The sequence below is a fragment of the Burkholderia sp. BCC1640 genome (assembly GCF_902833125.1).
Taxonomy (GTDB): domain Bacteria; phylum Pseudomonadota; class Gammaproteobacteria; order Burkholderiales; family Burkholderiaceae; genus Burkholderia; species Burkholderia diffusa.
The window spans coordinates 1-13,878 of record NZ_CADFEF010000044.1 but is presented as its reverse complement, the minus strand read 5'-3'; the positions used below and the strand labels follow the sequence as shown (position 1 = coordinate 13,878).

Sequence of the window (13,878 nt, the reverse complement as noted above, 5' to 3'; positions counted from 1 at the left end):
GGTGCGGCGATTGCTTCCCGCAGGGAATGGATCGCCGCCGAATCCGGCAGGATTCGCGTCAACCATTGTCAAATCGCCGCCACGCGCGAGGTGGCACGTGCACAATGCGCGAAAGCGTTCGCATGCAAGGTCGCCTGGTGTGGGCCGCCCGGCGCGAGCGCAGCGCCCGGATCTCCGGGAACCGCCAAGCAGGATCGCGATCGGACAGCCTTCGGTCGCGCGGCCGTCACGGGGCGCCGGTCCGAGGGCCGCGGCGCAATGCGGTGCATCCCGGACGATACCGGCCGGCGTGCGGCGCTCCTCCAGAACAGTGTTGAAGAACGATATTCGACCATGACTATTCGCTCGACCTACCTGATCCTGCCCGCTGTCGCCCTGCTGTTTTCCGGCTGCGCGATGATGTCGTCGTCGCAGGACAGCAAGCTGACGTGCCACATTCCGCGTGCCGTCTACCCCGATAGCGCGAAGCCGCTCACGCGTCCCGTCACCGTGCTCGTGCGCGCGCTGATGACGACGTCGGGCGAAGCGCAGAACGTCACGATCACGACGAGCAGTCGCAACACGGCCGCGGATCGCGCGGCAGTCGAAGCGATGACGCACGCCACCTGCACGCAGACGGGCGCGACCGCGAATCCTTTCTTGCTGACACAACCGTTCGTGTTCGAGCCGCGTCGCGGTGAGTGAGGGGCGGCACCGTGGCCGGTGATGTGTGTGCGACCAAGGCCGTCGTGCGCGAGACATGTCGCTGCGGTTCGCGATCTTGACGATCGAGCGGCCGCAGCGAGGGCTGGCCACCGAGGGTTCAGCGCGCGATCAGAAGGTCCGTTTCTTCAGCGTATAGGCATGCAGCCAGTACAGCGTGTTGGTTTGCGCGTCGAAGTAGCCACCCTGTGCGGTCTTGTCGGTCATTTTATTCCACGATTTGCCGGCGTCGGTGCTGCTGAACGTCAGGTCGATCGGTGCGCCGCCGGCGGCGCCGCCGCTTGCGGTGTTCGGATCGGTTGCATAGACGAGCAAGAGGCCGTTGCGACCGATGCTCATGCTGTCGAGTGTGAGCTTCTCGTCGAACGTGCGCAGTTGCTGCACGACCTCGGGATGGTCGTTCGTCCACGTGGAAATGGCGCCCGTCCGGTGACCGTTGTCGCGACCCTCGCCGTTCTGCGGTTTGTCGAGATGCGACAGCGTGTACACGGAATAGCGTGACTCGGATCCCGGCGTGGTCGGCGTGGTGTCGAGCGCGGTGATGACTTGGCCTGGAAGCACCGTATCTGTCACGAATGCGTGCTGCCCCCAGTCGAGCCGGTCGACCACGCTATGAGCCGGTGCTGCGGCAGTCTGTGCGACATAGTAGGCGATCCGCAGAACGCCATCCGGGCCTAGGCTGATGGCATTGAATTCGTGGCGCGTCTCGCTGCCGACGCGTGCATCGGCCGGCACGTCGATCGCTTGCCACGTGTTTCCGCCGTCCGCGGTTCGCCATACGCGGGGGCCCCAGCCAGCCGCGTAGCCACGCTGCGGATCGAGAAAGAGCAGGCGGCCGATGTTCTGACTCTCGGGCCAGCGCAGTTGCGACCATGTCTGGCCGCCATTACTCGATTTCCACAGCTTGGTGGTTTGCGGCGCGTCGCCGCCTTGCGCCTCGGGAGCCTTGTAGTTCATCCATGACGTGCTGATGAACTGAACGGTCCAGTCCGGCGAGTACCACCAGGCAGCCTCTTGGCCGACCTGCTGGAAATGGCGCTTCATCCCTCCATCGATGGTGCCGCGGAAGAAGCTGATCGTCATGCGGTTCAGCAACTCGCCAGTGTCGTTCATCCATGCTTCGGTCGGTTCGGGCCGCTGCGGCTGGTTCGATTCGGCCTGGGGCTTGAACGTCACTTCGGGATTGGCGAGCTTGACGCTCATCACGTCATTGCCCCTGATGCGGAAGTTGCCGCCGCCATACGGCGCATCGTCCCGCATGAAGCTTGTCGAAATCATCTCCCAGCCCGTCGTCATATTTACGTACCCGTATGTTGCAATGGCCAGGGCAACGAGGCCCCCGGCGATCCACTTCCAGCGCTTGTGTTTTCGCATGTCACTTTTTCAGCAAACGTTCGAGCGCGCGGTTAACTTCGTCGGCGGCATCCGAACCCCACTCGCGAGCCTTGTCGGCCGCATCCGAACCCCACTCGCGAGCCTTGTCGACCGCGTCTTTGCTCCATTCGCGCGCTTTTGCCTTGGCGACGGGAATGCCAGCGTCGATCGCCTGTTTGCGCGTGCGCTCGTCGGCCCATTCCTCTATGTTTGGCCGTCTGCCGATCTTGACCAGATCCGAGACCGGCAGACCGGCCAGGCCTCCATCCAGGTACGCCAATGGGTGAGTGACAAAGGCGAAGGTCTTGAACGTGTCTCCGTCCTTGTCCAGTTCCAGTTCGTATCGCTTCACCTGCATCGAGAGCTTACCGTTTCCCGGTTTCGCACTGTTGAATGCGATCTGGTTTCCCTGCATGTTCTGAGACAGCCCGATCTCGATGTATTTCTGGAGCCACCACCGTGCGTTGTCCAGCCATTTCTTTCCTTTTGCCGTGAGCGCGGGATAGAGATTGGCGCCGTAATCGGAGCAATAGTAGTAGCCGTAACTCACATAGTAATCGGGCGGTTTATGCCCACACCCGATATGACGCATCATGAAATTGCCGTGGCGAGACCAGTCCGAATCGATGCTTTTCGGTTTGATCAGATCCTCTCGCCGATGCAGCAGTTCATGGACGACTTTCTTGTCTTTCCACGGATCCCATGACGTTGCGAATTTCTTGACGGTCTCCCATGCGCTCGACACGCTGACCTTCTCGACCGTTTCCCAGTACTCACCGTGAAGCGGCAGGTAGTAGAACGGGCAAGTACCGATGATGGAGTCCGCCGCCGGCGTGACATGCTTGTCGCAGATCTGGATAGCCACCTTCGGCCGATCCTTGTACCCCGTCGGCGTCAGCATCCCCGCGCCGGTACCCAGCACGTTGTCCTTCTGTTGCACGTCAGCCATTCGATTTCCCTAAGAACTTGACGATGACGTCATGCGGCACGTGGCTCTGCGTGAGCCCCGTCTCGCCTGCCGCGTTGGTGACGCCTTCCGAGATCAGCGCGCCGTTCGAGAACATCTGGTATCGCGTGTTCGCGACCGGAATGTCGGTGCCGGCCCAGTGCGCGATGAATGCCTGGTCGTAGTTGCCGCTCGAGTTCGGCAACGTCGGCAGGGTTTGCGACAGGTGCGTGGGGCCGTCGAACACGTGCTGCGCGCCCTTGATGTCGACCTTGCCGGGTGCGTGCACCTCGATGTTGCCATCCGCGATGCGGATGTAGGCGCCGCCGGACGTCAGCAGGATTTCCTTCGCCGCCGCGCCTTCGATCGACTGCGTGGCCGCCACCAGTTTCAGCGCCTTCTGCGCAGTCAGTTCGATGTTGTCCGCATGCGCCTGGATTTCCACCTTGCCCTTGCCGGCGAACAGCTTCATGCCTGCGTTCTGCGCGAACAGGCTGATCCGGTCGAGGACGCTCGCGATCAGCGACTTCCCGGCAGCGACGTGCGTGCTTTGTCCGCTGACGAAGTTGACGTGGCGGTCCGCGGCGAACTGCACGGATTGCTGCGTCGACAGCGCGATGCCGGCCGGGCTGCCGAACAGCATCACGGGTTCCTTGAACGCATTGGCGCTGCCGGTTCCGCCGCCGCCGGTTCGCCCGCCCGACGCGCTGCCGCTCACGCTGTTCTGCGTCGCGTCGCTGAACTGCTTCAGCGCCGAGTGGCCGGCGTCGAGCGACTCGCCCTGATGCTGCGCGCTGACCTCCGACATCGCTTCCATCAGGCCTTCCGCCCTGACGAGCTGCTCTTGCGTTTCCTTCACGTCGAGCGGCTGGCTCGCCGGCTGTTTCGGATGCGTCGTGACGTACAGGCCGCGGTTCGCGCGAACCGCGCCGAATGCGTCGGAGCGTAGGTCGAAGCCGCTGCCGAGATAGCTGCCGCGGTCGTTGCCCGTATGGTCGATCAGATAGCCCAGGTGCAGGTGCGTGTTTGCCTGGCTGCTGTACAGGTGCACGCGGTTCTGCGACGTCGCGTCGTCGAGCACCAGCTGGTTGAAGCCGGCGCCCGAATATTCCCTGGACCGGTATCCGGACAGGATCCCGTTGCTGTGCCATTGCGGACGGGTCGCGCCGTTGTACAGCTTTCCGACGACGATCGGACGATCGCAGTCGCCGCCGAGGAAATCGACCAGCACTTCCTCGCCGCTGCGATGGGGGTGAACGGCGCCATAGCCATTGCCCGAATCCGACGCGGCGGCGCGCAGCCAGCACGAGGCCTTCTCGTCGCCGTCGTTGAGACGATCCCAGTGGAAGTGGACCTTGATGCGGTTGAGTTCGTCGGTATGGACTTCCTCGCCTTGCGGCGCGACGACGATCGCCGATTGCAGATGCATCGGCGGCTTCGAATGTTCGAACGGGCTGCGGAACGGCACCGTCGTGCGCTGCGCTTCGATGCTGACCTGAAAAATGCCCTCGCTGCCGTCCGGATGCCGGACGTGCGGCAGGTCCGCACCGCCGGCCCGCACGAGATCGTCGATTTCGGTCTGCAGGCTATGCGGGAACCTGGCCTGCCGATTGCCGACGGGCAGGTTGTTGGCGATGCGCCAGACCGTCTCGATCACGGCGAAGCGGCGCCGGCCGGCATCGTCCTTGTCGTGTTCGGGGTGATCGGCGAGCTCGAACGTGCGTCCCGCGTCCATGCGCCGGACGCCGCCGATGCCGTGAAAGCGCTTCGCAAGCGACTCCTGCTCCTCCATCCAGATCTTCGACAGATGGTCGCCGCGAGACTGTTCGGGGTACGTGTAGGCGCCGGTGTATTCGTAGACTTCGAGCTGCTGCGGCAGGTCGCCCTGGTTCGCGATCGTCGGCGTGTGGGTTGCCTTCGGATTCGACGCAGTGGGCGGCTGTTTGTAGTCGAACGTGCGCGTCGTGCGCTCGACGCTGCGCAGCGTGCGCGTGCCGGAGAACTGGACGAGCGTGTCGGCCTCGTCGTGTGCGCCGGCGTGATGAAAGCGCAGGGTCTGCGGCGACAGCGCGGGCAGCGCGTCGATCGTGTCGACGACGACGAGCTTGTGCGACTTGCCGTCTTGCGCCTGCTCCCAGAAACCGTACAGGCCTTCCGATTCCAGCAGGCGGTGCACGAAGTTCCAGTCGTCCTCGTATTGCATGCAGAACGAGCGCGACGGCAGCGGCCGGTGGAGCCTGAAGTCGAAGCAGCCCTTGGCTTGCGGGTGCTGGTTCAGGACGTCGGCGATGATCTCGTCGGCGGGTTTGTCCTGCCAGATGCGCTGGTCGCGGCGGAACTTCAGGAAGTGCAGGAACGACGCGAAGACGATCTGATAGTGCGTGAGGCCGCTGTCCGACCCGAGCCGGCGGGCCGCGTGCACATACCCGTGGTGCGGCGCGTACGACTTGTCGGCCTGCTGGATCCGCAGCGTGACGGGCTGCGCGATCAGCTTCTTGAGCTCGATATCGTCGGACACCGACACGGCGTCGACGGTGAACTCGAAATGACGCCCGAGCCGCGATCGTCCCTTGACGCGATGGGGCAGCAGGACGTCAGGGCCGAGCGGCGTCTCCAGCTTGACGAGTCGTTCGTCCTGGATCGGCCCGGCCTGCAGCGCGTTTCTCAATGCTTGCGAATTCATCACCCGTGCTCGCTTTTTTTGTGCTGGGTCGCACGCTCTCCCGTGCGGAATCCGGTAATTGTATGAGATAAACGGCAGTTATCTCGAATTTGCCTTTCAACGAGATTTCAAATACGGTCAGCGCGTGGGCCTGACAGGGGAGACCGCGCACGTCATGCAGTCGAACGACGGTCGGGCGTGGGTCGTACCGGGCCCCAACCGACCGCCCCCGCGGCCGCTCAGCCCGCCGCGTCCTCCGCTTTCCAGTCCCCCGACTTCCCGCCGCGTTTCTCCCTGACGCTCACGTCGGTGATCATCATCCCGCGATCCACCGCCTTGCACATGTGTGGATACGGCTCGCGGCCTTTGGTGACGGTCTTTTAAATCAATGACTTATGGGCGGTGCTGCATTCGGTCTCGACCAATCCAGTTGGTTGAGTGGAGCGGCGTTGGAGCAGATTTGGAACAAGAAAATCCCCCTGTTCGAACGCCGCTCCCGAGTTTACTCGATGGGTTACGTGACACGCCAGTGTCGCGGCACGACATGGCATCTCTGATGCGATCCTGCGCCGAATTTTGGGGTATGCGCCGAAGCGTGGCGACGTGCTGCACCGGCATTACACGAGTCTCGATGCCCGAGATGTCGCAGGGCCGCTCGAACAGATTCAGGTGACTTTACTCTCGTCAGTTATCTCCTTCACGTAGAATTGACCATCCTGTTCGGACGTAAGGTCGAGATGCAACTGCTATGGCAATGGATCGGCAATGCGAGTTCTGCCGCTGGCCCTTTGGCACACAGGCCCCGACGAAGCACTGGTCCCTGACGCCCATCTCCAATCGTTGCCGACGCACGCACATCCACGTTCGTTGGTTGCGTGTGCTTTCTACTGCCTTGTCGCACGCGGATACTTGGAGCGGTTGGCCGATGCTTGGACATGGGCCGATGAGCGTCTCGAAGAGGTTTACAGTGTCTGGCCTGATCAAGCAGAACGAAAGGCATTTCTGGTCGAACTGGACGTGCTGAGACGTTTCCCGGAGACCGATCAATCGTGTGGCACCGGCTACGTGCTGGACACGATCTGGTCCGCCAAACAGGCAATGGAAGAGCAATCGTTCGAGGACGTAGCCCGAACGGCGATCCTGTTCGGCCACGATACAGATACAACAGCGGCGGTCGCGTGCGGCTGGGCAGGTATCAAATTCGGTATTGAAGGAATTCCCCGCAGATGGCTGTCGCAGATGCGCGGGTTCGAGATTGTGGAACCGTTGATCGCTCGGTCGGTGGTGATCTCATAGGCGTCAGGCGGGACGGCGGGATGAAATTAAATAGAAATTTAAAATAAATGAAAATGAAAGAAAATGCGTGCCTTCATCGACAAGAGACCCGAGTCTGACGAAGTTTTGCGTCAATGATCGTCAAATTGTCACTGCGCAAACGTATAACTGTCATGATTTCGCCTTGTTCCGGATAGAATCGTCTGAGCGATGAACGTCGCTACGACGGACCGTCTGTTATCTCAGAATCGTGACGGTCGAACCTGAGAGACAAGGACAAGAACAGATGGCACTCGGACCGACAGATTCGGGGAGTTTGAGATACAGCGAAATCTTCGACGCGATTAACCGTGGCCTCATGCAGCATGGTCGTTTGCTGATGCTGCGCACCCCGCTGGGCGATAACGTACTCACGCCCGTTCGCGCGAAAGGCTGGTCGAAGATTGGCCGTGACTATCGCTGGACTGTTGATGCGGTATCCGCGCGCGACGACATCGAATTGCTCGCACTGATGCATCAGCAGGTATCGTTGTTGATTCAGCAATCGACAACACGTTATGCCGACGCGGAGTATCGTCCGATTCACGGCTTCGTGCATCAGATCAGGCGATTGGGAGCCGATGGCGCGCTTTCGCTTTACCAGATCGAGTTCGCGTCCACCCTGTTCTTCTTGGGCGAAGGTCGTGACGATTATTACTGGCTGGACTCGAACGCTGTCCAGAGCATCAGCACCGTCTTCGACAAATACCCTCAATTGCGCGGGCACTACCGGTTCAATCTCAGCAGCCAACCGAGTACACGCACATACACGCGACAGAGCGAATCGGATTTGAATTTCGTTCAGCGTCTGCTGGAAGACGAGGGGTGGTACTTCTATTGGGAGCATGCACCCGTCAAGGACAACGAACCCCCGAAGACCATGCTGGTGATCGTGGACAGCATCTCGGCGTTGCCGGAAGCGCACGATGTCATGTATTCCCGAAGCAATGCGGGCGACGAAATCGATGGCTTGACGCAGTGGGTGATGCAGCAGACTGCACAGCCAATGGAGTTCAAGTCCACCTCGTTCGATCAGGATCGACCGGGTACGAGCTTCGCGACGAGTAGTCTGATGGAGGCGACGACATACACGGTCCAGCATTACCGGGACAAGGAAACTCTCAGTGTTCCGGGTGTCCCGGCGACGGTGTATGAACCGACGACGTTGGGCTATCCGGACTCCGACAGCGGTGGCCGCCGTGCGCGGATTCGGACGCAGGCATGGGACGCGATGGCCCGTCGTTTTATCGGCGTCGGCGGTGTGCGCTGGCTCGATGCAGGGTCGCGGTTCGTGCTGAACGACCATCCGCGTCACGATGAGAGTGATCAGAAGGACCGGGAATTTCTGGCGGTCGAGACGCACTGGTTCATCCTGAACAACGTACCGTTCGCCCGTCAGGCGGAGGCATTTCCGTTCAGCATGCAACCGGAGTTCGACCGCGTTCAGGCGGAATACGAACAGGCGTCGGTGTCTCGGACCCATGCGGATGACGGTTCGGTCGGCTTCTTCTTGATGAAGACCGAAGCCCAGCGCGCCGATGTCGTGTACCGCAGTCCGCTCGAACACAAGAAGCCGGTGATGCAGGTTGAGCATTTGCTCGTCGGCGCACCGAACGGCGAGGAAGCGTGGACGAACAAGAACAACGAGATTCGTGGCCGATTCGCATGGGACCGGCAGAGTAAGCCGGACGAGTACAACACGTCCCCATGGATGCGCGTCATGCAGGGCGACACAGGCGACGGCTATGGTGCGGTTCACGTGCCGCGTAAGGGCGAATGGGTCGCTATTGGTTACTGGCAAGGCGACTGTGATCGCCCGTTCGTGCTGGGTAGGCTGCCCGGTGGGACCACTCAGCAGCCGTGGCATTCCGATGTGCTGAAGTCGGGGCAGCAATCGCGTGGTTTTGGCAATACCGGGGCATACAACGCGCTGATCCACGACGATTCCACGCATCAGGGCGGCCAGCGGCTGACGAGTTATACCGGGGGCACCTATCACCTGTTCCATCAGGGATATCTGATTGACCAGACGGGCAATACGCGGGGTGGTTATCGGGGGATTGGTTACAAACTCCATACTGATGCGTTCGGTGCGATGCGCGCGAATCAGGGGATGGCGATCAGCACGCAGCACAAGTCGCCGGACGCCGAACAACTGGATGTGCGAGAGGCAAGCCAGCAACTGTCCCGTGCGGGGAATTTGGTCGATTCGCTCTCGGAAGCCAGCAAGGGACATCAGGCAGCGGACCTCAAGTCAGGCCACGACGCGTTGAAGCATTTTGCGGACGCGCTGGAATTGTCGCAGACGCCTGAGGCCAAAGGCGGTCGCACGTCGGGTGGTGGAACAGGCACCGCGAACGCTTTCAAGGAACCCGTGATGCTGCTGGATAGCCCAGCGGGAATTGCGGCGTCAACGCAACAATCGGTGCATCTCGCGGCAGACCAACTCATCAATCTCGTGAGCGGCCAGACCACGACTGTCGCGTCGGGACAGTCGTTGATCGCCGCCGCGCTAAACGTGATCAGCCTCTTTGCGCAGAACGGCGGCATGAAGGCTATAGCCGGTAAGGGTGACATCAATATTCAGGCGCATGCGGGCGTGATCGATCTGGCAGCCCAATTGGCGTTGCACATCCGGTCCGTGACGGATGTCATCGAAGTTGCCTCCGGTAAGGAAATCCGGATTTTGTGCGGCGGCGCAATCATCCAGATCAGCCAGGACGGAAGCATCAATATCCACTCGCCGGGCAAGATCGACTTCAAGGCCGCCAGCTATTCGTTCGCCGGCCCCGCACGTGTTGACATCACGAACCCGGCGTTCAAGGATTCACCGGTCCAGAAGTTGTCGTTGAACACGTTCGCGTCGCCTTCTTCAACCAGTGTTGCTCCGGTCGGAATGCCCTATAAGCTGTATGCCGATGGCGCGCTGGTCAAGCAAGGCGTGTTTGATAAGTCCGGACAGTTGCCGATCGATCATCACGTGGCGACGCAGAAATACACGCTTGAACTGGCGAACGGTGACCGGCACGACATTCCGGTGCCGGGCGAGTACCGCGACGCGGCAAACGGGGCGCTCGCGAACCGGGGCATCCAGTTCCATGAGGGACAGCCGGACAGCGACACCGCAGCGGCAGACCGGGCAACGCACAGGCAGGTTTATGGCGATCTGCTTAATCCCTCTTCGGAAGCATAGTTCATGGCAAACAGTTCACCTGCTTCGAATGTCTTTGTCGCAACGACGCCCATCGCGCTGAATCATACGAACAGCGGAACCGTCACGTTCCGTTGGTTCGTGCAAAAGACCGAATACAACCCTGCCGCTGCGACCTTTCGTCCGCTTGTGAACGGCGAGGAAGCATTTGGTCATGTGTACGAGCAGATTTCGAAGGCGCGACACTCTATCGATATCATCTGCTGGGGTTTCCAGCCCTCGATGATGTTCAAGCGTGACGGCCAAGGAGTCGGCATTGGCGAACTGCTGCGCCAGAAGGGGGAGGCCGGCGTCAAGGTGCGGTTGTTGGTCTGGCGCGATCCGGCGTTCGTATCCGAACTCAGCGAAAACAATATGCCCGGCAATGACATCGCTACGGATGTTAAACAACGGTTGCCGGATTCCGCGTATGAGAAGTTCTCGATGATGTCGCGTGACTACCAGACCGATCAGCAGCGCAAGATCGATGAGGAATGGTACCGGCGCGCGAACCTGCACAACGTGACGCTCAACCTCCCGGCAGGGCCGCGCGATGTATATATTGCAGCCAAGGGCGCGTTGTACCAAAAGGAAGCATTCAAAAACATCGACTTTGCGACGCGTGGGTTCAGTGCGGTCAATCGTGCCGAAATCGCGTGGCATACGTTCTGGCATGGAAAGGACCGGGACCGCGATGTGATGACGCGCGCGCAGAACAGCGCATCGATGGGACTGGCCGAACCGACGCATCACCAGAAGATGGTGCTTGTCGATTACGAGGACCCGGAGAATGCACGTGGCTTCGTCATGGGGCACAACATGCTCGACCAGTACTGGGACTCGAACGATCACAGCTACGTGCGCAAGACGCCGACGACGGGCCGCAACGGGCTTTCGCCATGGCAGGATATTTCGGCTTGGGTGACGGGACCGGTGCTACGCTATCTGAACGACAATTTCTGTCAGGCGTGGGACGATGCGACCGGTGAGGGGCTGGCAGAGAAACGCAAGGGTCTGCACACGCGACTGAAGGTGCGAATCGATCCGGGTGGCGACACACCGGTCATGTCGCAGATATTGCGCACGCAGTCGCAGAAGGGCAAGCGCGACATTGAGAAGCTGTATCTTCAGGCCGTCAATAACGCGACGCAGCACGTCTTCATCGAAAATCAGTACTTCCGGTGGGTGCCGCTCGCGGAAAAGATCAAGGCGGTCGCGGTGCAGCAACAGAAGTGGGGGCGAGATTCCGGTAAGCACGGCATGGTGTATCTGTTCGTCATTACGAACTCCACCGACGCGGCGGTGAGTACGGGAACGCTGAATACGTATCGCATGCTCGATGCGTTGGGGCAGGCGAAATCGATGCCGGGCGTGGGAGCCATCTTGCAGGAGAGCGACCGCCAATCCGACCTGAGAAAGCAATTTGCCGACGTGGTGAGCAAACAGCAGGACGCAGGGCAGGAATATCTGGGCGCGCTTCAGATGCAAGGCATGGCGAACACACCGGCGACCACGCAGGCGGTTGCGCAGGCGAAGCAAAAAGTCGATCAACTCAAGGCGCAGCGTGCGGGGATCGAGTCGCAGATGAAGGGACCGGCGCACCCGGTGATGAACCGCGACTATCCGGGACTCAAGGTACATGTATGTACACTGGTTGCGCCGGATTCGCCGCCGGGAAAATGGGAGCCGGTGTACGTACATGCCAAGCTGATGACGGTTGACGACACGTTCACAACCATCGGTTCGGCGAACATCAATACGCGCAGCATGGAAGCGGACAGCGAACTCAACATCTGCCACGAACACGGCGATGTGACGAAGCGGCTGCGGCAACAGTTGTGGAATCTGCACACTGGTGGGAAGGGAGCGCAGGATGATCCCCAAGAAGCGTTTAAGAATTGGGAGCTTCTCATCAACAACAACGCCGATTTTCAGAGGGCTGGCGACCAGTCCCCCGCTGCATCTCTAGTCGGCTTTATGCGAACCTCGAACAAGATCACCCGTTCCGACTGATTCATGAACCGATACGCCATCATCATTGCGCTTGCTCTAGTGGCCTGCGCTTGTACGAAAAAGGAAGCGCCAGTGACATCATTGCCCGACATGAGCGCCGTGCGTGCGAATCTCGCGTTTACCTGCTCGCACCAAGCCGATCATTTGCCGTCGCTTGATCCGCAGGCTGACAGTCTGTTTCGCTACGCACGTTTTTTGGAAAAGCAGGACGGTCCGAAGGATTTCAACGAGGTTGCGCGCTATTACCGGATCGCAGCGGCGCACGGGCACTACAAGGCCAACCAGAATCTTCAGTCGTTGATTTCTGACGGTTTGGCCGACTCGCCCGATGCACCGAAGGAAACGGTTGCGCTTGCTGTGCGACTGATCCAACAAGGCATCCCATCGGGCTATTACGACATCGGCCACTATCTCGAAACGGGGTATGGACTGGGGCAAGATGCCGAGATGGCGCTGCGGTATTTCAGGAAGGCCGCCGATCTTGGCAGCCCGGAAGCGCAGACATATGTTGCCGAATTGCTGGCCCCTCATGACAAGGCCCCGGATATTGCGCGCCAGATGCGTCGGTGTGCGACTGACCAAGGGTACGGTGAGGCAGCCAACGCGTTGGGAATTAATCTGAAAAATACCGCGTCGTATAGCGAAGCGGTCGATGCGTTTCAGAAGGGGGTTGCGGCAGGCAGCACCCAAGCGGCTCTGGCGCTCGAAAACGGCTTCAAGGCCCCGCCTCCGTCTGATCGACTTTCATATCTGTCGCTTCCAAATGATGTGGAGCGGGCACGCCGCTACGCGTTGATCGGTAAGTTCATCGACGGTAACGACGGACGCAATCCCAAAGTTCCGGACATCGACAAGATCGTGCCGCTTCCGCCTGCGAAGCTTCCGCCGTGGGATGGCACATTTCAATGGCAGAAGGAACAGGACGCCGCTGTCCCGCCGCAGAAGCCGTCGGACGAGACGGTCAATGCGATGGCGAAGTCCCAGAATCTCGATCCGAAAACTGGATTGCCGCTCGAAGGGAAAACCGAGAAGACTTCGCAGCAGGATCAGCCGCAGACCGTTACGGCACGTCTGCCGCTGGGGACCGTCGCACACACCGGCCAGCAGTGCCCGGAAGATGGGGTATGGTGCGCGAAACTGGATGCCGGTCAGGTCGGCGACGCGAAGCGTAGGTTTCTAAAGGGTGACGCGTTGCCGTCTGTCATCGTGCATGAACCGCGACGGCTGGCAGTCCTCGACAGCATGATTGGTACGCGACAGCACATGGCACCTGTCGCGTGGGAACTCGTGGCTTACCTCGACCAAGCTTGATTTTCAGCGCGATACGGACATGACCCGGTACATGATCCTCGACGGCGATCACACGACCGTAGCTGGAACGGTCCAAGCCAAGGCTACGCCGTTCGCCCTCGACGGCAGACACATCGCTCATGAAGACGACGATGTGTTCTGCCCGGTGTGTAAAACGATTGGCAAGATTCAGTGCGATGGCCCACGGATACCGATGACGGGGCCGGACGGGCGGCGTGTAGCACTGAGTGACGACCTTTGTTGTCCGCGCCGACGGAATTTTGAGCCACCGGGCCGATTGGATTTTGAGCCGGGGTGGAGACCGGTCTATAGCAGGACCGGTTGTGGATAAGTGTATGGGTTTCCGGGGTCGTTGTCCTCCTGCGT

7 protein-coding genes and 3 pseudogenes are annotated in these 13,878 nt (G+C 60.4%); 6 read left to right on the top strand and 4 right to left on the bottom strand.

Translation table 11 applies throughout. From position 1 onward, the window contains the following. Positions 1-333: 333 nt before the first annotated feature. Positions 334-684, top strand: coding sequence for a TonB family protein (locus tag HWX25_RS30400; RefSeq protein ID WP_175912221.1), 351 nt, complete (start codon positions 334-336; stop codon positions 682-684). A gap of 129 nt (positions 685-813) precedes the next feature. On the opposite strand, the gene HWX25_RS30395 is transcribed toward HWX25_RS30400, so the two are convergent. The 4 genes and pseudogenes from HWX25_RS30395 to HWX25_RS33610 form a co-directional block, all read right to left on the bottom strand. Beyond that, the gene (locus HWX25_RS30395; protein ID WP_175912235.1) at positions 814-1,998 is read right to left on the bottom strand and encodes a glycosyl hydrolase; all 1,185 of its coding nucleotides are present in this window, start codon (positions 1,996-1,998) and stop codon (positions 814-816) included. A 79-nt stretch (positions 1,999-2,077) separates the two neighbouring features. Next, entirely contained in the window at positions 2,078-3,025 is a 948-nt protein-coding gene (locus HWX25_RS30390) for a hypothetical protein (protein ID WP_059820353.1), read from the bottom strand. Next, positions 3,018-5,705, bottom strand: coding sequence for a type VI secretion system Vgr family protein (locus HWX25_RS30385; protein WP_175912219.1), 2,688 nt, complete (start codon positions 5,703-5,705; stop codon positions 3,018-3,020). The genes HWX25_RS30390 and HWX25_RS30385 overlap by 8 nt, the downstream gene beginning before the upstream one ends. A gap of 218 nt (positions 5,706-5,923) precedes the next feature. Then, a pseudogene (locus HWX25_RS33610) lies at positions 5,924-6,028 on the bottom strand (cyclic pyranopterin monophosphate synthase MoaC); the annotation flags it as partial. A gap of 406 nt (positions 6,029-6,434) precedes the next feature. On the opposite strand from HWX25_RS33610, the pseudogene HWX25_RS30380 reads away from it, so the two are divergent. The 5 genes and pseudogenes from HWX25_RS30380 to HWX25_RS33605 all read left to right on the top strand — a co-directional run. After that, positions 6,435-6,980 (top strand): annotated as a pseudogene (locus HWX25_RS30380) (ADP-ribosylglycohydrolase family protein); the annotation flags it as partial. A gap of 265 nt (positions 6,981-7,245) precedes the next feature. Then, positions 7,246-10,191: a type VI secretion system tip protein VgrG gene (vgrG, locus tag HWX25_RS30375; RefSeq protein ID WP_175912217.1), complete on the top strand. Its 2,946-nt coding sequence runs from the start codon at positions 7,246-7,248 to the stop codon at positions 10,189-10,191. Positions 10,192-10,194: 3 nt separating this feature from the next. Next, entirely contained in the window at positions 10,195-12,201 is a 2,007-nt protein-coding gene (locus HWX25_RS30370) for a phosphatidylserine/phosphatidylglycerophosphate/cardiolipin synthase family protein (RefSeq protein ID WP_175912215.1), read from the top strand. 3 nt (positions 12,202-12,204) lie between these two features. Further along, complete coding sequence (locus tag HWX25_RS30365; protein WP_244138813.1) at positions 12,205-13,512, top strand: sel1 repeat family protein; 1,308 nt, start codon at positions 12,205-12,207, stop codon at positions 13,510-13,512. Positions 13,513-13,531: 19 nt separating this feature from the next. Next, a pseudogene (locus HWX25_RS33605) lies at positions 13,532-13,753 on the top strand (PAAR domain-containing protein); the annotation flags it as partial. Positions 13,754-13,878: the final 125 nt, after the last annotated feature.

What these genes read in the sequence shown, in the direction of transcription:
- HWX25_RS30400 (WP_175912221.1), top strand. Translation starts at nt 334, where the DNA reads ATGACTATTCGCTCGACCTACCTGATCCTGCCCGCTGTCGCCCTGCTG.
- HWX25_RS30395 (WP_175912235.1), bottom strand. Translation starts at nt 1,998, where the DNA reads ATGACGACGGGCTGGGAGATGATTTCGACAAGCTTCATGCGGGACGAT.
- HWX25_RS30390 (WP_059820353.1), bottom strand. Translation starts at nt 3,025, where the DNA reads ATGGCTGACGTGCAACAGAAGGACAACGTGCTGGGTACCGGCGCGGGG.
- HWX25_RS30385 (WP_175912219.1), bottom strand. Translation starts at nt 5,705, where the DNA reads ATGAATTCGCAAGCATTGAGAAACGCGCTGCAGGCCGGGCCGATCCAG.
- vgrG (WP_175912217.1), top strand. Translation starts at nt 7,246, where the DNA reads ATGGCACTCGGACCGACAGATTCGGGGAGTTTGAGATACAGCGAAATC.
- HWX25_RS30370 (WP_175912215.1), top strand. Translation starts at nt 10,195, where the DNA reads ATGGCAAACAGTTCACCTGCTTCGAATGTCTTTGTCGCAACGACGCCC.
- HWX25_RS30365 (WP_244138813.1), top strand. Translation starts at nt 12,205, where the DNA reads ATGAACCGATACGCCATCATCATTGCGCTTGCTCTAGTGGCCTGCGCT.